Source organism: Kitasatospora sp. NPDC017646, assembly GCF_044329365.1.
In the GTDB taxonomy this organism is placed as follows: domain Bacteria; phylum Actinomycetota; class Actinomycetes; order Streptomycetales; family Streptomycetaceae; genus Kitasatospora.
On the sequence record NZ_JBIRJC010000029.1, the window covers coordinates 40,309 to 58,214 of the forward strand.

Genomic DNA, 17,906 nt, shown 5'->3' on the forward strand with positions numbered 1-17,906 from the left:
AGCCCCGTCCGACTTCGGTTCCCACCGCCTTACCCCCGCACGACCACATCCAGGAAGGACGAGACCGATGGCAGAGCAGCCGCGGCTGTGGATCCGGCACGAGGTGCGCGCCACCGAGCGCCGGGCCCCGCTGGTGCCGCAGGACGCACGCCGGCTGGTGGAGCTGGGCTTCCACCTGACCGTGGAGGAGTCCCCGCAGCGGGTGTACCCGCTGGACGAGTACCTAGCCGCCGGCTGCCAGGGGGCCGAGGCCGGCTCCTGGACCGAGGCCCCCGAACCGGCGTACGTCCTCGGGCTCAAGGAGCTCCCGGACTCGCCCGACGAGCTGATTCACCGTCACATCTTCTTCGGGCACGCCTACAAGGGCCAGCAGGGCGGTCGTGAGCTGCTCGCCAGGTTCGCCCGCGGCGGCGGCGAGCTGCTCGACCTGGAGTACCTGGTGGACGACGCCGGGCGCCGGCTGGCCGCCTTCGGCTACTGGGCCGGTTATGTGGGTGCGGCGCTCGGCGTGCTGCAGGCCCGCGGCCGGCTCACCGCCCCGCTGCGCCCGCTGGCCAAGAGCGAGCTGGACCGGCAGCTGCGCCACTCGATGCGCGCAGGCGCCCCCGACGCGCTGGTGATCGGCGCGCTCGGCCGCTGCGGGCGCGGCGCGGTGGACGCGCTGGAGGTGGCCGGGCTGGCCGCCACCTGCTGGGACCAGGAGGAGACCCGCGAACTGGACCGCGCCGCGCTGCTCCACCACGACCTGCTGGTCAACACCGTGCTGACGTCCCGTCCGATTCCGCCGTTCCTGCGCCCCGCCGACCTCCCGGTCGCCGACCGGCGGCTGGGCCTGGTGGTCGACGTGACCTGCGACGTCACCTCCGACCTCAACGTGCTGCCGGTCTACCGTACCGTCACCGACTGGTCCGAGCCGGTGCGCCGCCTGCACCAGGACCCGCCGCTCGACCTGATCGCCATCGACAACCTGCCCTCGCTGCTGCCGGCCGAGGCCAGCCGGGCCTTCTCCGCGGAGCTGGTGGCCCAACTGCGCACCCTGGCCGACCCGGCCGCGCCCTGGCGGCACTGCCGGGCCGACTTCCGGGCCGCCTGCCGCCGCCACGAACTGGAGGCCGTCCATGTCTGAGCCGTCCGTGTCCGACCTCTCGACCGCGATACGCACGGTGCACTGGATCGGCACCGGGCTCTCCACCGGCCGCAGCGGCCTGGAGCTGCTGCTGGAGCACGGTGCCCGCGTGGTGCTCTGGGGCCGGACCGCGGCCAAGGCCGAACAGTGCCTCGCGGCCCGCGGCCTGGCCGGCCTGGCCGGGGCCCGCGGCTTCGACACGGCGGCCCTGGCCGCCGCGCTGGCCCCCGGCGACGTGCTGGTGTCGATGCTCCCGGCGGCCCACCACCCCGAGCTGCTGCGCCTCGCGCTGGCGCACGGTGCCCACTTCGCCTGCTCCAGCTACGTCTCGCCGGAGCTGGCGGAACTGGCGGCCACGGCCGAGCGGACCGTGGTGCTCACCGAGGCGGGCCTGGACCCGGGCATCGACCACCTGATGGCCCACCGCCTGGTCGAACTCGGCCGCACCGCCGCCGGGGAGGCCGTCAGCACCGCCGACTTCACCTCCTACTGCGGCGGACTGCCCGCCGAGCTCAACGAGTTCCGCTACCGCTTCAGCTGGGCCCCGCTCGGAGTGCTCAACGCGCTGCGCTCGCCGGCCCGCTACCTGCGCGACTGGCAGCAGCGCACCGCGCCGCACCCCTGGCAGGCGACCACCGAGTACCCGGTGGCCGGCGAGCGGTTCGAGGTGTACCCCAACCGCGACAGCCTGCCCTTCGCCGAGCAGTACGGCTTCCCGCCGCACTGGCGCAAGCGCTCCTTCGTCCGCGGCACGCTGCGCCCGGCCGGCTGGCGAGCCGCCTGGTCCGAGGTCTTCGCCACGGTGGAGTCCGGCGACGACGGGCGGATCGCGGCACTGGCGGGCGAGTTGGCCGAGCGCCATCCGATGCGCGAGACGGACCGCGACCGCGTGGTGCTCGCCGTGGCGCTGGACCTGAGCTGGGCCGACGGCGCCTGGTCGGGGAGCTGCCTGCTCGACCTGCGCGGCGACGAGCGGGAGAGCGCCATGGCCCTGCTGGTCTCGCTGCCGTTGGCGTACGGCATCACCCGGATCCTCGACGGCGCGCTGGCCCCGGGCCTGCACCGGGCCGCCGAGGGCGTCCGGGAGGCCGAACAGTGGCTGGACTTCCTGGCCGCGCGCGGCATCACCACCGAGCTGCGCACCACCGAAAGCACGACGCGAGGAGCACTGCTGTGACCGATCGACGACCACCGGCCTTCGTCCTGACCGGAGCCTTCTGGGTGGTCTGCCGTAATCCGCGCTACCTGCAGGAGCTGGCCGCCCGCGGGCTGAAGATCCTGCTGATCACCCCGCGCGGCTGGCGCGAGCGCGCGCTCGCCGCCCGGGCCGACCCGACCGGGCCGGCCGCGCTGATCGACGAGATCGCCTTCGTGGACGGCGAGTTGAACCAGGACGGCTCGTTCACCGCAGGCGTGCTGGCGCGGGCCGCCGACTGGCGGGCGCGCTACCGGATCGTCGGCGCCTACGCGGTGGGCGAGACCCTGGTGGAGCCCACCGGGCTGCTGGCCGACGCGCTGGGCCTGCCCGGCCCGGGCCTGCGGGCCACCCGGGTCTGCCGCTCCAAGCCGCTGCAGCGCTGGTACCTGCCGGAGTTCGCGCCCTCCGGCACGGTGCTGCCGGCGGCCGAGCGGGCCGCCTTCGATCCGGCCTCGGTCGCGTACCCGGTGGTGCTCAAGCCCGCCGCCCGACACTCCAGTTCGGGTGTGGTGACGGTCCGCGACGAGCAGGCGCTGGCCGCACGGCTGGCCGACTACCCGGAACACGAGACGCTGCTGGTGGAGCAGAAGGTGGTCGGCCAGGAGTACTCGGTGGAGAGCCTGGTGCAGGAAGGGAAGGTGATCTTCGCCTCGGTCACCCGCAAGACCACCACCGAGTCGCACGCCGCCACCTTCGTCGAACTGTCGCACTCGGTGCCGAGCGCGCCGGAGCCGGTGGACCGCGCGCTGCTGGAGGCCAACGCCACGATGCTGGCGGCGCTCGACTTCGGCAGCGGGATCGCCCACGCCGAGTGGCGGGTGGATGCCGCCGGCCGCCCGGTGCTGATGGAGGTGGCCGCCCGCACGCCGGGCGACGGCCTGCTGGCCCTCTACCGGTTGGCCACCGGAGAGCCGCTGGAACCGGAGATCGTCCGGCTGGCGCTGGGCGAACCGGTCGGCTACCCCGAGCCGCGCCGCTGGACCCGGCAGGTCTACCTGGAGCACCGGGACGGGATCCTGGACGACGTCCGGGTGGACTGGCCCGGCGTGCGGCCGGTCTGGCTGGGCGAGGCCGGGATCTGGCCGGACCCGCCGGTCGGCGCCCCCGACGGGCCGGGGGAGCTGCGCGCGGTGCTGGTGCTCAAGGAGCGCGGCAGCCGGCTCGGCCCGCTGGAGAGCTCCGAGGACCGCGCGGTCTGCTTCCTGATCGACGCTCCGTCACCCGAGGAGCTGGACGCGCTGGAGCAGCGGGTGCGCGCGGCGGTGGCGATAGAGGTGCGCGATGTCGACTGACACCGTCCGCCCGGAGCCGGTCGCGCAGGCGCAGGCGGCGGCCGAACCGGTGCCGGCCCGGGTGACCGTCTGGGCCACCTTCCGGGACGCGCCGCTCGCGGTGAAGACCGTGCTGGCCGGAGTGCTGGTCAACCGGCTCAGCGGCTTCCTCAACGTCTTCCTGGTGCTCTTCCTCGGCTCGAAGGGCTACTCCAAACCGGAGACCGTGCTGGCGCTGGGCGTGTACGGCGGTGGCGCCGTGCTCGGCGTGCTGGTCGGCGGCTCGCTCGCGGACCGGCTGGGCGTGCGCAACGCCACCGTGGCCAGCATGGGCGCGACCGCGGTGCTCACCGCGGCCCTGCTCTACCTGCCCGGGTACGGCCTGCTGATGGCGGCGGTCTGCCTGGCCGGCCTCAGCGCGCAGGTCTTCCGGCCCGCCTCGGCCACCCTGCTCGCCGAACTCACGCCGGACGACCGGCAGGTGATGGTCTTCGCGATGTACCGCTTCGGCCTGAACCTGGGCGCCACCGCGGCCCCGCTGGTCGGCTTCTGGCTGTACCACGCGGGCCACGACCGGTACCTGCTGCTCTTCTGGGGCGAGGCGCTGATCGCGCTGGCCTACGCGGTCCTCGCGCTGGCCACGCTGCCCGCCGCCACCCGCCGCAGTGCCACCGCGGCCGCGGCGCCGCAGGCCGGCGGCTACCGGGCGGTGCTGCGCGACCGCCGCTACCTGCGCTACCTGGCCGCCGCCTTCTGCCACGCCGTCGTCTACGTCCAGTACCTGTCCACCCTGCCGCTGTTCGTGCAGGACCGGCACCTCGCCGTCGTCTGGTACACGGTCGCGGTCTCGCTCAACGGCTTCGTGGTGATCGCCTTCGAGCTGCTGGTCACCCGGCTCGCCCAGTCCTGGCCGGCGCGGATCACCATCGGCCTGGGATTCGCCCTGGTCGGCGCCGGAGTGGCCTGCTACGCACTGCCGATCGGAGCGGCCGCGATCGTGCTGGGCACCCTGGTCTGGTCGATCGGCGAGATCATCGGCGGCCCCACGGTGTTCGCCTACCCCGGAACCGCCGGGCCGGAGCAGCTGAAGGGCCGTTACATCGGCAGCTTCCAGTTCGTGTTCGGCCTGGGCAGTGCGCTCGGCCCGATGCTGGGCGGCTGGCTGTTCATCCAGGCCGGCGTGCTGGTCTGGCCGCTGCTGGCGCTCGGTTCGCTGGCGGCCACCGTACTGGGCCTGGCCGCCGTGCGGCCCGCGCCCCGCGCGGGCTGACCCTCCCCCCACCCGACTTCCCTGACGCCCCGTTGGGCGGGCAGTGCGCTGTGCCCGCTTCTCCACCTTCGTCGTCCGAGAACAAAGAGAGGCCCGCGACATGTCCCACACCCACCCCGCCGAGGCCCACTACACCTGCCTGGGTGTCGGCGCCGGCCCCGCCAACCTGAGCCTGGCCTCACTGCTGCACAGCGAGCCCGAGGTCAGCAACGTCTTCCTCGACCGCAAGGAGAAGTTCGGCTGGCACGACGGGCAGCAGATGCCCGGCTCCACCCTGCAGGTCTCGCTCTACAAGGACCTGGTCAGCCTGACCGACCCGACCAACCCGTTCTCCTTCCTCGCCTACCTGCACGAGCACGGCCGGATCTACCACTTCCTCAACGCCCAGTTCAGCGACGTGCCCCGGCAGGAGTTCCGCAACTACCTGGACTGGGCCAGTCGCCGCAACCCGAACGTGCGGTTCGGCGAGGAGGTCCGGGCGGTCGACTTCGACGGCGCGCGGTTCGTGGTTGACACCGACCGGCGCCGGCTGACCGCGGACAACCTGGTGCTCGGGGTGGGCAACCGCCCGTGGGTGCCGCCGCAGGCCGCCGGGCTGATCGGCCCGACCCAGTTCCACGTCAGCGAGTTCCTGGACCGGGCCCAGCACCTGGGCGGCAAGCGGGTCGCGGTGATCGGCGGCGGCCAGTCCGGCGCCGAGGCCTTCCTGGATCTCATCTCGCGCTCGGGCAGCGAGCTGCCGCGTCGGGTCTCCTGGATCTCCCGTCGGCGCAACTACTTCCCGATCGACGACTCGCCCTTCACCAACGACTTCTACATGCCGGGCCACGCCGAGTACTTCTACCGGCTGGCGCCGGCGGCCCGGGAGCGGTTCAACGCCGAGCACATCCTGACCAGCGACGGGGTCTCCGAGGCCACCCTGCGAGAGATCTACCAGCGGATCTACGTCCACCGGTTCATCGAGGGCGCCGAGGACCTGGTGGCGCTGGCCCCCAACCGCACCATGGAGACGGTGCGGGCGGCCGAGGGCGGCGGCTGGACGGTCCAGGTACGCCACAACGACCAGCGCCAGGGCACCGAGCGGTTCGACGCCGACGTGATCGTCTGGGCCACCGGTTTCCGCCCGGCCGCCACCGACTTCCTGGCCCCGATCGCCGACCGCCTGGAGCGCGAGGGCGAGGAGCTGCGGATCGACCAGGACTACGCGGTCCGCTGGGACGGTCCGGCCGACCGGAACATCTTCGTGCAGAACGCGGCCAAGCGGCAGCGCGGCCTGGCCGACCCCAACCTCAGTCTGAACGCCTGGCGCAGCCGCCGGATCGTCGACCGGATCCGCGGGCTGCGCAGCAACGAGCCCCTGGAGTCCTTCATCGACTGGTCCGCCAAGGTCGGGGCCGACGCCGGCTGGGGGGTGTGAGCGGCGATGGACGAGGTGGACATCGCGGTCGTCGGCGGCGGCATCATCGGCTGCCTGACCGCGCGCGAACTGCTGGCCCGGCGCCCGGAGCGGACGGTGGCGGTGCTGGACCGGGACTCGGTCGGCTCCGGCGCCAGCCGTCGATCGGCCGGCCTGCACTTCCCGCGTGGCGCGACCGGCCGGGTGCGCGGCATGGCCGCCTACAGCCAGCAGTACTACGCCGAACTGACCTCGCACCGACCGGAACTGCCGATCCACCAGGTCGGCATGGACGTGGTCGGCGCGGAGCAGACGGTGCGCCGGAGCTACCTGGCCAGTGCCCGGCCGACCCCGGCCACCGCGGGCGTCTGGCAGGTCGAGGGCGGCCAGTACGCGGACGTGGCGGGTCTGACCGGTCGGCTCGCCAGCGAGCTGCGCGGCGGCGCCGTGGTGCACGAGGGCACCGGGGTCACCGCGATCGGGCTCGACCCCGAACGGATCACCCTGGCGCTGAGCAGTGGCGGTGAACTGACGGCCGGTCAGGTGGTGCTGGCGCCCGGGCCGTGGATCGCGGCCCCGGCCTGGCGCGAGCTGGTCGCTCCGTTGGGGGTGCGGGTGAAGAAGGTGGTCGCGCTGCACATCGACCTGGTGCCCGCACCGACCGACCGGGTGGTCGTCTTCCAGGCGGAGGACGCCTTCCTGCTCCCGCTGCACGACCGCGGGCACTGGCTGTTCAGCTACACCTGCCAGGAGTGGGGCGTGGACCCCGACGCGCTGGGCGAGGGCCTGTCCGACCAGGACCTCGGCGACGCGCTGGCGGTGCTGCGCGCCGTGGCCCCCGAGTACGCGGCGCACTGCGCCTCCGGGCGGGTCTTCTGCGACGCCTACAGCGGCACCGGCGAGCCGATCGTCTGCCCGCTGCCCGCCGACCCGCGGGTGGTCTTCGCCGGCGCCGCCAACGGCTCCGGCTACCGGCTGGCCCCCGCGATCGCCGCGCAGGCCGCCGATCTGATCGACATCCCGTTCCTGACCAGTCCGACCAGGAGTCACGCATGATACTGAGCAGCTACGACGAGGGCGTGCTGCACGAGGCCTTCGGCATCGACATGAGCAGCATCGAGGGGATCGAGGGCAGCCAGGGCTCGGGCGCCGGCTGGGGCCGGGTGGCTCCGGGTGTCAGCTCCGAGCTGCACCGGCACGACGAGACCGAGTTCTTCGTGATCGTGGCCGGCCGCGGCGAGTTCGAGGTCGACGGGGAGCGCCACCCGGCGGTGCCGGGCACGGTGGCCCTGTTCGAGCCCTTCGAGACGCACGTGCTGCACAACACCGGCGCCGACGACCTGGTGTTCGTCACCCAGTACTGGCGCGACGCCGAGCGCGCGGGCCGGGCGGCCACCGCCCCCGCGGGCACCGGTTTCGGGGACCGGCCGGTCTTCGTCTTCTCCACTCCGCCCACCCCGAACGGGGACCTCCACCTGGGCCACCTCTCCGGCCCGTACCTGGGGGCCGACGCGTTCGTCCGGTTCCAGCGGATGAACGGCGCCCGCGCCTGGCACCTGACCGGCAGCGACGACTTCCAGAGCTACGTGGTCGGCGCGGCCGAGCGCGACGGGAACACCCCGGCCGGGACCGCCGCGCACTTCAGCGCGGAGATCGCGGCCACCCTGGAGCTGATGGACATCCCGCTGGACCAGTACACGGTGACCAACGCGGACGCCGAGTACCCGGACGGGCTCCGGGAGTTCTTCACCCGGTTGGTCGACTCCGGCACGGTCGCCCCGAAGGCCGCGCCGGCCCTGTTCGACGGTGAGACCGGCGCCTACCTCTACGAGGTGGACGTCAAGGGCACCTGCCCGACCTGCGCCGCCGGGACCAGCGGCAACATCTGCGAGGAGTGCGGCGAGCCCAACCTGGTGGTCGACCTGGTCGCGCCGCGCTCGGCCCGCTCGCAGGCAGCGCCGCGGACCGGCACCGCGACCCGCTTCTCGCTGCCGCTGCACGAGTTCGAGGACGAGATCGCCGCGCACCACCGACTGGGCCGGGTCCCGGTCCGGCTGCGCGACCTCGCCCGGCGGCTGTTCGCCCGCCCGGAGCTGGACATCCCGGTCAGCCACCCGGCCGACTGGGGCGTGCGCCCGGCCGAGGAGGCCGGCGCCGACCAGGTGATCTGGGTCTGGCCGGAGATGTCCTACGGCTTCCTGCACGGCATCCAGGCGCTGGGCCGCCGGCTGGACCAGGACTGGCGGGCCGCCGAGCCCGGCGCGGACTGGAAGATCGTCCACTTCTTCGGCTACGACAACAGCTTCTACCACGGCGTGCTCTACCCGGCGCTGTACCGGGCCGCGTTCCCCGACTGGACGCCTGACATCGACTACCACGTCAACGAGTTCTACCTGCTGGAGGGCGCCAAGTTCTCCACCAGTCGGCGGCACGCGATCTGGGGAAAGGAGATCCTCGACGCCGACACGGTCGACGCGGTGCGGTTCTTCCTCAGCCTGACCCGACCCGAGGGCCGGCGCACCAACTTCCGCCGCGAGGAGTACCAGCGGGTGCTGACCGAGACCCTGGTCGGCACCTGGGAGCACTGGCTGACCGACCTGGGCGCCCGGGTCCGCAAGGGGTACGACGGCGCGGCGCCGGACGCCGGCAACTGGACCCCGGAGCAGACCGCGTTCCTGGCCCGGCTCGGCGCCCGGCTGACCGCGGTGACCGGGGCGCTCGGTCAGGCCGGCTTCTCGCTCAACCAGGCCGCCGCCGAACTGGACGGCATCGTGCGTGACACGGTCCGGTTCGCGGAGCTGGAGAGCCTGACGGCGGACGACGCCCGCTGGCGGGCCGAGGCCCGCACCGCGGTGGCACTGGAGCTGGCGGCCGCGAAGCTGCTGGCCCGGGTGGCGGCGCCGGTGATGCCGCGCTTCGCCGCCCGGCTGTCGGCCGCGCTGGGCCTGCCGGAGCCGGCCCACTGGCCGACCTCGGTCGAGCTGCTGGCGCCGGGCACCGAGGTCACCCTGGCGGACGCGGTGTTCTTCACCGCCCCGGCCGCCGTGGCCGCCGGACAGCCCGAGCACCTGGGCCTGCTCACCGACCTGGTCACCGAGGCGCTCCAGCTGGCCGAACGGCCGGCCGGCGACGCCACCCTGATCGACCTGGGCATCAGCTCGCTGCAGGCGGTCCAGCTGCAGTACCAGCTGCTCACCGCGCTGGACGTGGACGTGCTGGTGGACGAGCTGCTCGGCGAGCACGACCTGACCGCACTGGCCGGGCTGATCGGCGAGCGGGCGGGCACGGCGGTCGTGGAGGCGGCGGCATGAACGCCGAACTCGTCGAACTGGTCCAGGACATCGAGGAGCGGGGCCTGTCCGTCTCGGTGACCGGCGGGGACCTGCGCCTGCAGGGCATGCGCGACCGGATGGACCCGGAACTGGTCGGCCGCATCAAGCGGTTGAAGGCGGAGCTGATCCATCACCTGAGCACGGCCACTCCGCACGAGAGCGGCAGCTTCCCGCTCACCCCGCTGCAGCACGCCTACCTGCTGGGCCGCGGCGGCGTGTTCGAGATCTCCACCGCCAGTCACGTCTACCACGAGATCGAGGGGCACTGGGACGTCGGCCGGCTGGAGACGGCGCTGAACGCGGTGATCGGCCGGCACGACGCGCTGCGGGCCCGGTTCACCGAGGACGGCCGCCAGGTGGTGGAGGCCTCGGTCGCCCCGGTGCTGATCGAGCGGCTCGACCTGCGCGGGCAGAGCCCCGAGCAGCAGCTGCGGACCCGGGCCGCGCTGCGCGAGCAGCGCTCGCACCGGGTGCTGCCCGCCGACCGCGCGCCGCTGCTGGCGGTGGAGGTGACCGAGCTCTCCGACCGGGCGATGGTGCTGCACGTCAGCCACGACGGCCTGGTGATGGACGGGATCAGCTCCTTCCTGTTCTTCCGCGAGTGGTGGCGGGCCTACCAGGGCGAGTTGGCAGCCGAGGGCACCGAACTGCCGCTGGAGGACTACGTCTCGGCGCTGGCGGCGGCGGCGGTCAAGGCGCCCGCGGCCCGCTCCCGGGCCTACTGGTCGGGCCGGCTGGACCAGTTGGCGGCCCACCCCGACCTGCCGGTGGCGGCGAGTCCGGCCGCGATCACCCGGCCGCGGTTCGTCCAGCGCCAGGTGCGGCTGGACGCCGCGCAGTGGTCCGCGTTCAAGCGCCGGGCCGCGGGAGAGGGGCTCACCCCGTCCGGCGCGCTGCTGGCCGCCTACGGAGAGGTGCTCTCCCGCTGGGGCGCCGGCGAGCGGTTCACCGTGACCACCACGGTGGCCAACCGCCCTCCGGTGCACCACCGGATCGCCGAGGCCGTCGGCCAGTTCTCCGACACCCTGCTGGTGGAGATCGAGGTCGACCGCAGCAAGCCGTTCGCGGCCCGGGCCCAGGCGCTCCAGCGGCGGCTGCGCACCGACCTGGACCACCGGCACCAGTCCGGCATCGAGGTGCTGCGCGAGCTGGGCCGGCGGCGCGGCGGCGCCGAGGCGCGGATGCCGTTCACCTTCAACAGCGCGATCGGTTACACCGAGGAGGTGGACGGCTCGGCGTTCGAGCTGTTCGGCCCGGAGGTGTTCAGCGTCAGCCAGACCCCGCAGATCTGGCTGAACGCCTTCGCGATGGAGCAGCACCAGGGGCTGGTGATCCAGCTCGACGGGCTGGACGAGCTCTTCCCGGCCGGCCTGCTGGAGGCCCTGACCCAGGGCTACCAGTCCCTGCTGGAACAACTGCTGGAGGAGCGGAGCTGGGCCCGCACCGGGTTCGACCTGCTGCCCGGCGACCAGCTGCGGCGCCGGCGGGCGGCCAACGACACCGCCGTGGAGCTGCCCGAGGTGCTGCTCCAGGACGCCTTCACCGAGCGGGCGACCAGCTGCCCCGACAACCTCGCCCTGATCACCTCCCAGCTCCGGATGAGCTACGGCGAACTGCACCGCCGTGCGGCGCTGACCGCCGCGTGGCTGCGCTCGCACGGGGTCGGGCGCAACGAACTGGTGGGCCTGGTGATGCGGCGCGGGCCGGAGCAGATCATCGGCATCCTGGCCACGGTGCTCGCCGGGGCCGCCTACCTGCCGGTGGACGCGGCACTGCCCGAGGAGCGCCGCCGGTACATGCTGGGCGACGGCGAGGTCCGCTGCGTGCTGACCAACGTGGACGACGCCGACCGGGACGGCCGCGCCGTCCTGCGGCTGGACGCCACCGCCCCGGCGCCGACGGGTGCGCCGGTGCTGCTCGAACCGCCGGCCGGTGCCGACCCGGACGACCTGGCCTACGTGCTCTACACCTCCGGCACCACCGGCGCGCCCAAGGGCGTGATGGTCACCCACCGCAACGTGGCCAACGTGGTGGCCGACTGCTACACCCGGTTCGGGATCCGCGAGGACGACCGGTTCTTCGCGATCAGCGCCTTCAACTTCGACCTCTCGGTCTGGGACGTGTTCGGCGCGCTGACCGCGGGTGCCGCGCTGGTGATGCCGGACGCCGACCGGGCGGTCGACCCCGCGCACTGGCTGCGGATGTGCGAGCTGGGCGGGGTGACGGTGTGGAACTCGGTGCCCGCCATCGTCGGTCTGATGCACGACCAGGCGCTGGCCGAGGGCACGGCGCCGCCGGCCCTGCGGCTGGTGATGATGAGCGGGGACCGGCTGCCGCCGGCGCTGCCGGCCGCGCTGCGCCGACTGGTGCCGGGCCTGGAGGTGGTCTCGCTCGGCGGACCGACCGAGACCACGATCTGGAACATCCTGCACCCGGTGGAGGAGTGGGAGGACGGCACCGAGTCCATCCCCTACGGCCGTCCGAACGTCAACAACCGCGCCTACGTGCTGGACCCGGACGGCCAGGACGCGCCGGACTGGGTGACCGGCGAGATCTGCGCCGCCGGCACCGGGGTGGCCAAGGGTTACTGGCGCGACGAGGAGCGCACCGCCGAGAAGTTCGGCCACGACGAGCGGCTGGGCGAGCGGCTCTACCGGACCGGCGACCTGGGCCGCTACCTGCCCAGCGGCGAGATCCAGATCCTGGGCCGCAGCGACTTCCAGATCAAGGTCAACGGCTACCGCATCGAGGCCGGAGAGGTGGAGACCAGGCTGGCCGCCCTGCCGGCGGTGCGGCAGGCCGTGGTGGTCCGCCAGGAGGGCAGCCGCGGCGACCGGCTGGTGGCCCACCTGGTGCCCGCCGGTGCCGACCGGCCCGATGTCCCGACGATCCGTGAGGAGCTGCGGGAGGCGCTGCCCGAGTACATGGTCCCCGCCGCCGTGGTGTGGCACGAGGAGCTGCCGCTGACCCGTAACGGCAAGGTGGACCGGGGCGAGCTGATCCGCCGGGCGCCGGCGGCCGAGCCGGCCGAGCAGGCGGCCGCGCCGGTGGCCGATGACGGCGAGGCCGGGCCGACCGAGACCGAACTGACCGGCATCTGGGCGCAGATCCTGCACCGGTCGGCGGTCGGGCCGCACGACAACCTCTACGCGCTGGGCGGCGACTCGATCAGCGCCGCGCGGATCCTCACCGCGGTGCGCAAGCGGTTCGGGGTGGGCATCCAACTCGGCCAGCTGGCGGCGCTGGAGACGGTACGACTGATGGCCGCGCACGTGGACGCGGTCGTGGCGGCGAAGGAGGCACAGCGGTGATCGTCAACCGGATCACGGCGAACGCGCCGACCGGCGGGCGGATCTCGTTCGCCAGGCTGGACGGCACCGAGACCCTGGAACTGGCCGAACTGCACCGCCGGGCCGGGCGGTTGGCGGGAGCGCTGGCCGATCTGGGCATCGGTCCGGGCGACCGGATCGGGATCCTGGCGGCCAACAGCCCGCAGTGGGTGCTGCTGGACCTGGCGGCGCTCTGGCTGGGCGCCGAGACGGCCGGCTTCGAGCCCGGCAAGTTCGAGCCCGACCAGCAGCTGATCAGCCGGTACGGACTGCGGCTGCTGTTCACCGACCGCCCGGCCGAGGCCGCCGACGCGCTGCCGCTGGCCGAGGTGGACCGGCTGGTGGAGAAGGCCGACTCGGCACCCGAACCGGTGGTCTGGGAGCCCGACCGGGTGACCACCGTCAAGTTCACCTCCGGCAGCACCGGCGAGCCCAAGGGCCTGGGCGCCACGGCCGCTTCGATCGACAGCTCGCTGCGCGCGGTCCAGGACATGTTCCACCACCGGGCGGGCGACGACCTGTTCGTCTTCCTGCCGCTGTCGCTGCTGCAGCAGCGGTACTGGATCTACTCCGCGCTGCGGCACGGCCACGACGTGACCGTCTCCACCTACGAGGCCGCCTTCGCCACCCTGCGGCGGGCCCGGCCGACCGTGGTGATGGGCGTGCCGGCCTTCTTCGAGACCGCCCGGCGGCACATCGAGGCCCGGGCGGCCCGCTCGGGAAAGCCGGTCGGCGAGCAGGCCGCGCAGCTCTTCGGCGACCGGATCCGCTACCTGTGGACCGGCTCCGCCCCGGCGGCCCCCGCGACGCTGCGCTTCTTCAACGAGGCCGGACTGCCGATCTTCGAGGGCTACGGCCTGAACGAGACCTGCATCGTGGCCAAGAACCACCCCGGCGCCTCCCGCGAGGGCAGCGTGGGCCGGGTGGTGCCCGGCAAGGAGGTGCTGCTGGACGCCGACGGCGTGATCAGCGTGCGCAGCGACCACCCCGTCAACGACCACTACGCCTACGCCGCCCCCGGCGACAGCGAGAAGGTCTTCCGGCCCGGCGGCATCGTCCGCACCGGCGACCTCGGCCTGATCGACCAGGACGGCTACCTCTACATCCTCGGCCGCGCGGACGACGTGATCGTGCTGGAGAACGGCAAGAAGGTCGTGGTCCGGCCGATCGAGGAGCGGCTGACCTCCGGGCCCGCCATCACCGAGGCGGTGCTGTTCTGCCCGCGGCAGACCGAGCTGGTCGCCGTGGTCCGCCCCGCGCACTACCCGCCCGACGAGGCCGCGATCGCCGACGCGCTCGCCGACGCCAACGCGGCGCTCGGCAAGGACGAGCGGATCGCCCGGGCGATCGTCGCCCGCGAGCCGTTCACCGTCGAGAACGGCCTGCTCACCTCGCAGTTCAAGCCCCGGCGCCCGCAGATCCGGGCCGCCTACGCAGCTGACCTCACCAACCCCCAGGAGGGTATCCATGCACGCTGAGACCGAGACCGCGGCCCGGGAGAACCTGGTGCTGGTGCTGACCAGTCCGGTCGCGCCGGAGGAGATCGACCCGGACGCCGACCTGGCCGGCCGCTACGGCCTGACCTCGCTCAACAAGGTGCTCTTCCTCACCTCGCTGTGCGACGAGACCGGCACCGAGCTGTCCCGCTTCACCGAGCACGACCTGGCCCGGATGACCACGCTGCGCAAGGTCGTCGACGCCGTCGCCCCGTCGACCATCGAGGCGGTGTGACCATGGGAACCTGGGCCGTTGACGCACCGGTGGTGCTGGAGAACGAGTTCGTGCGGCTGAGCCCGCTGACCGCCGCCGACCGGGACGGGCTGCGCGCGATCGCGCTGGCGCCGGACATCTGGCGGTACTTCGTGACCCGGATCGACACCCCGGAGGACTACGAGGCCTTCTTCGACGCCACCCTGGCGGACCACCAGGCGTGCCGGCGGGCGGTGTTCGTGATCACCGACAAGCGGACCGGCCGGGTGGCCGGGTCGATGAGCTTCGGCAACATGGCCGAGGCGGACGGGCGCCTGGAGATCGGCTGGTCCTGGCTGGGCCTGGACTTCCAGGGCCGGGGGGTCAACCGCTGGGCCAAGTACCTGCTGCTGCAGCACGCCTTCGACGACATGGGCGCCCTGCGGGTGGAGTTCAAGACCGACGAGCTGAACAAGCAGGCCCGGCGCGGACTGCTGAACATCGGCGCCCGCGAGGAGGGCACGCTGCGCAGCTTCAACCCGATGCCGGACGGCCGGCGGCGCAACGCCGTCTTCTACAGCGTGCTGCGCGAGGAATGGCCCGAGGTGCGAGCGCAGTTGGCCCGCGGCCCGCGGGTGGTCCGACAGGAGGGGGCATGACCGGGCGACTGCTGCTGACGGGCACCGCGTTCGAGCGGGGGGAGCAGCACGGGCGGGCGCTGGCCGGTGAGTTGCGCGCCTTCCTGGACGACGGGCTGGCCCGGCTCAACCACCTGACGGCCAGCCCGCTGACCCTGGACGGGCTGCGGCCGCGGATCGACGCCTACCGGGCGGCGGTCGCGGCCGCCGCCCCGGACCTGGCCACCGAGGTCGAGGGCCTGGCCGCCGGGGCCGGGCTGAGCCCCGCCGAGGCCTGGCTGCTCCAGCTGCGGCGGGAGATCATGGGCTACCAGAAGGTGCCGACGGCCGGCGACTGCACCACCTACGCACGGGCCGGCGGTCGGTACACCGGGCACCCGGTGCTGGCCCAGACCGTGGACCTGAACGGCAACCTGGACGACGCGATCAGCGTGCTGGACGTGGCGCCGGCCGGGTCCGCCCGGCGCTCGCTGGTGCTCTCCTTCGCCGGACTGCTCGGGTACCTCGGGCTGAACAGCGACGGGCTGGCGATCGGGCTCAACCTGGTGCTCGGCGGGGACTGGCGGCCCGGGCTGCCCCCGTACCTGGCGATCCGCCACCTGCTGGACACCGCGGGCAGCGTGACACAGGCACTGGAGCTGCTGCGCGGGATGCGGCTGGCCAGCTCCCGCTCGCTGACCCTGTGCGACCAGGAGCGGGCCGTCTGCGTCGAGGTCCTGGGTGACGAGCTGCGGGTGCGGGAGGGGTACGAGACCGCGCACACCAACCACTTCCTGGACCCGGACCTGGCGCGCGGCGACGAGCTGAACGTGTTCGCCCGCAACTCCTCGGTGCGCCGCCTCAAGGAGGCGCAGGCCGGCCTCGCCGAGCTCGACCCGGCGGCGGGGCCGGAGGACCACTTCGCAGTGCTGTCCAGGCCGCCGATCTGCGTGCCCGACGAGGGCGACATCCGGCGCGAGCGCACGGTCGCCGCCGTGGTGCTGCTGCCCGGGCGCGGGGAGCTGCACCTGCGGCCCGGCGACCCCTCCCGATCGGTCACGCAGGTCTTCGGCCTGCGTCCGACGTGACGGCCCCGGGCGCCGGGGTGGAGGCCTGGCTGGCCGACCTGACGGCCGACGCCGAGCCCCTGTCGCCGGCGCACTACGCGGTGGACCTGACCGAGGAGGAGCGCCACCGGGCGGCCGGCTACCTGAACGGCGAGGACGCCCGGCTCTTCCTGCGGTCCCGACTGGCCGTCAGGCGACTGCTGGCCGCGCGGCTGGGGGAGGCCCCGGGAGCGGTGCGGCTGGCGCGGACCAGGGGCGGCAAGCCCTACCTGCCGGACCATCCGGAGCTGAAGGTGAGCTGGTCGCGCTCGGAGGACCTGCTGCTGCTCGGCATCTCGGACCAGGGGGCGCTGGGGGTGGACCTGGAGCGGATCCGGCTCATCCCGTCCGCCACCCAGGTGCTCGCCTCGCTCTACCCGGCCCTGCCCCCGCAGGCCGACGGGGCCGGACCGGAGTTCTTCTTCTCCGCCTGGACCCTGCTGGAGGCCGCCGTGAAGGCCACCGGTCGGGGGCTGGCCGAGGGGGTGGGGGACGTGACCCTCTCCTTCCCCGCGCGCGGTGGCGCCGCCCTGCTGGGGATCGCCCGGACCGGGGGCGAGCCGTGGGCGGCGAGCACGGCGCTGCTGGAGGCGCCGGCGAAGACGGACGCCCGGCTGATGGCCTCGTTCGTGACGCGGGGTCAGCTTGGTCGGGTCTGGCTGCGGCGGTGGCCGCCGGAGGGGAGTGCGGGAGATGGCTGAGTCGGCGGTGCTGCACGCGGTGGTCCCACTGCTGTCGGTGCAGCGGTTGCGCGAGCGCCTGGCCCCGGTGGCCGGCGACCCGCGGTTCACGGTCGCCGTGCGGGACGGCTGGGACGGGCCCCAGGCGTGGGTCGGCTGTCCGGCCGGCCCGGGAGCCGCGGGGGAGGTGGAGCGGGTGCTGCGCGTTTCCGGTGGCGGTGCTGCCGGGGCGGCGCCCGTGGCGGGCGAGGTGCCCACGGCCGGGGCGCGGGCGGTCACGGTGACGGGGCCGTTCCCGGCCGCGGCGGGGCTCGCGGTCGAGGACGCGGCCGGGCTCGCCCTGGCCGGCTGGCAGGAACTGCTGCGGCGCCGTCCGGAGCAGGACCGGAGCTGCTACTCCTTCGCCCTGCACGCGGAGCCGGTGCTCCCCGACGGGTGGCTGCTCCGGTCCTGGGTCAACCCCGCGTTCGGTCCGGTGCAGTTCACGGTCCGGTCCGGGCCGCGGCTGGCGGTCAGCTCGCCGGGCCGGGTCGCGCGCGAGGAGCTGACCGTGCTGCTCGCGGAGTGGACCCTGCTGGTGGCCCGGGCCGGTGCGCCCGGTCAGCCCGGCCCTCGGTGGCGGGGGTGAGGTCGTCCCGACGGCCTGCGCCCCTCACCGGCCCGCCCGGACGGCCCGTCACCCGGCCCGCCCGCACCACTGGACACACCCGAGGACGGCCGCCCGGTGCCCGCCGGCCAGGCCGGTGAGATCGAGGTGGACACCCCGGACGGCACGGAGGGCCACCTGGCCGAGGACGGGTCGCTGCTGCCCGGCCCCCGACCGGCTGGCAGCGCACCGGTGACCTCGGCCACCTGGACGAGCACGGCAACCTCTTCGTGCTCGGCCGCAGGT

The 17,906-nt window shown here is 73.9% G+C and carries 14 protein-coding genes; all 14 read left to right on the forward strand.

Annotated elements, in window-relative coordinates; genetic code table 11:
- Positions 1-67: 67 nt before the first annotated feature.
- The 14 genes from ACH4J0_RS31830 to ACH4J0_RS31895 all read left to right on the forward strand — a co-directional run bounded on the left by ACH4J0_RS31830 (position 68) and on the right by ACH4J0_RS31895 (position 17,642).
- A complete protein-coding gene (locus ACH4J0_RS31830) occupies positions 68-1,126 on the forward strand; it encodes a saccharopine dehydrogenase (protein WP_396244311.1) in 1,059 nt (352 codons plus the stop codon).
- The gene (locus ACH4J0_RS31835; RefSeq protein WP_396244312.1) at positions 1,119-2,303 is read left to right on the forward strand and encodes a saccharopine dehydrogenase C-terminal domain-containing protein; all 1,185 of its coding nucleotides are present in this window, start codon (positions 1,119-1,121) and stop codon (positions 2,301-2,303) included. The genes ACH4J0_RS31830 and ACH4J0_RS31835 overlap by 8 nt, the downstream gene beginning before the upstream one ends.
- Positions 2,300-3,616, forward strand: a complete 1,317-nt coding sequence (locus tag ACH4J0_RS31840) for an ATP-grasp domain-containing protein (RefSeq protein WP_396244313.1) — start codon at positions 2,300-2,302, stop codon at positions 3,614-3,616. The genes ACH4J0_RS31835 and ACH4J0_RS31840 overlap by 4 nt, the downstream gene beginning before the upstream one ends.
- Positions 3,606-4,865 (forward strand): MFS transporter, encoded by a 1,260-nt coding sequence (locus ACH4J0_RS31845; RefSeq protein WP_396244314.1) that lies wholly within the window; start codon positions 3,606-3,608, stop codon positions 4,863-4,865. Before ACH4J0_RS31840 ends, ACH4J0_RS31845 begins: the two co-directional genes overlap by 11 nt.
- 100 nt (positions 4,866-4,965) lie before the next feature.
- Positions 4,966-6,282 (forward strand): lysine N(6)-hydroxylase/L-ornithine N(5)-oxygenase family protein, encoded by a 1,317-nt coding sequence (locus ACH4J0_RS31850; protein ID WP_396244316.1) that lies wholly within the window; start codon positions 4,966-4,968, stop codon positions 6,280-6,282.
- A 6-nt stretch (positions 6,283-6,288) separates the two neighbouring features.
- Entirely contained in the window at positions 6,289-7,317 is a 1,029-nt protein-coding gene (locus ACH4J0_RS31855; RefSeq protein WP_396244318.1) for an NAD(P)/FAD-dependent oxidoreductase, read from the forward strand.
- Positions 7,314-9,572: a class I tRNA ligase family protein gene (locus tag ACH4J0_RS31860; protein WP_396244319.1), complete on the forward strand. Its 2,259-nt coding sequence runs from the start codon at positions 7,314-7,316 to the stop codon at positions 9,570-9,572. The genes ACH4J0_RS31855 and ACH4J0_RS31860 overlap by 4 nt, the downstream gene beginning before the upstream one ends.
- The gene (locus ACH4J0_RS31865) at positions 9,569-12,904 is read left to right on the forward strand and encodes an amino acid adenylation domain-containing protein (RefSeq protein WP_396244322.1); all 3,336 of its coding nucleotides are present in this window, start codon (positions 9,569-9,571) and stop codon (positions 12,902-12,904) included. Before ACH4J0_RS31860 ends, ACH4J0_RS31865 begins: the two co-directional genes overlap by 4 nt.
- Positions 12,901-14,400, forward strand: a complete 1,500-nt coding sequence (locus ACH4J0_RS31870; protein WP_396244324.1) for an AMP-binding protein — start codon at positions 12,901-12,903, stop codon at positions 14,398-14,400. The genes ACH4J0_RS31865 and ACH4J0_RS31870 overlap by 4 nt, the downstream gene beginning before the upstream one ends.
- A complete protein-coding gene (locus tag ACH4J0_RS31875) occupies positions 14,390-14,653 on the forward strand; it encodes a phosphopantetheine-binding protein (RefSeq protein ID WP_396244325.1) in 264 nt (87 codons plus the stop codon). The genes ACH4J0_RS31870 and ACH4J0_RS31875 overlap by 11 nt, the downstream gene beginning before the upstream one ends.
- Before the next feature lie 2 nt (positions 14,654-14,655).
- Positions 14,656-15,270: a GNAT family N-acetyltransferase gene (locus ACH4J0_RS31880; RefSeq protein WP_396244366.1), complete on the forward strand. Its 615-nt coding sequence runs from the start codon at positions 14,656-14,658 to the stop codon at positions 15,268-15,270.
- Positions 15,267-16,316 (forward strand): C45 family autoproteolytic acyltransferase/hydolase, encoded by a 1,050-nt coding sequence (locus ACH4J0_RS31885; protein WP_396244326.1) that lies wholly within the window; start codon positions 15,267-15,269, stop codon positions 16,314-16,316. The genes ACH4J0_RS31880 and ACH4J0_RS31885 overlap by 4 nt, the downstream gene beginning before the upstream one ends.
- Positions 16,313-17,035 carry a 4'-phosphopantetheinyl transferase family protein gene (locus ACH4J0_RS31890; RefSeq protein ID WP_396244328.1) on the forward strand — a complete coding sequence of 241 codons (723 nt, stop codon included), beginning with the start codon at positions 16,313-16,315 and terminating at the stop codon, positions 17,033-17,035. Before ACH4J0_RS31885 ends, ACH4J0_RS31890 begins: the two co-directional genes overlap by 4 nt.
- Entirely contained in the window at positions 17,028-17,642 is a 615-nt protein-coding gene (locus tag ACH4J0_RS31895) for a hypothetical protein (RefSeq protein WP_396244329.1), read from the forward strand. The genes ACH4J0_RS31890 and ACH4J0_RS31895 overlap by 8 nt, the downstream gene beginning before the upstream one ends.
- Positions 17,643-17,906: the final 264 nt, after the last annotated feature.

Coding starts and splice junctions, on each gene's coding strand:
- ACH4J0_RS31830 (WP_396244311.1), top strand. CDS start 68: ATGGCAGAGCAGCCGCGGCTGTGGATCCGGCACGAGGTGCGCGCCACC.
- ACH4J0_RS31835 (WP_396244312.1), top strand. CDS start 1,119: ATGTCTGAGCCGTCCGTGTCCGACCTCTCGACCGCGATACGCACGGTG.
- ACH4J0_RS31845 (WP_396244314.1), top strand. CDS start 3,606: ATGTCGACTGACACCGTCCGCCCGGAGCCGGTCGCGCAGGCGCAGGCG.
- ACH4J0_RS31850 (WP_396244316.1), top strand. CDS start 4,966: ATGTCCCACACCCACCCCGCCGAGGCCCACTACACCTGCCTGGGTGTC.
- ACH4J0_RS31855 (WP_396244318.1), top strand. CDS start 6,289: ATGGACGAGGTGGACATCGCGGTCGTCGGCGGCGGCATCATCGGCTGC.
- ACH4J0_RS31860 (WP_396244319.1), top strand. CDS start 7,314: ATGATACTGAGCAGCTACGACGAGGGCGTGCTGCACGAGGCCTTCGGC.
- ACH4J0_RS31865 (WP_396244322.1), top strand. CDS start 9,569: ATGAACGCCGAACTCGTCGAACTGGTCCAGGACATCGAGGAGCGGGGC.
- ACH4J0_RS31875 (WP_396244325.1), top strand. CDS start 14,390: ATGCACGCTGAGACCGAGACCGCGGCCCGGGAGAACCTGGTGCTGGTG.
- ACH4J0_RS31880 (WP_396244366.1), top strand. CDS start 14,656: ATGGGAACCTGGGCCGTTGACGCACCGGTGGTGCTGGAGAACGAGTTC.
- ACH4J0_RS31885 (WP_396244326.1), top strand. CDS start 15,267: ATGACCGGGCGACTGCTGCTGACGGGCACCGCGTTCGAGCGGGGGGAG.
- ACH4J0_RS31895 (WP_396244329.1), top strand. CDS start 17,028: ATGGCTGAGTCGGCGGTGCTGCACGCGGTGGTCCCACTGCTGTCGGTG.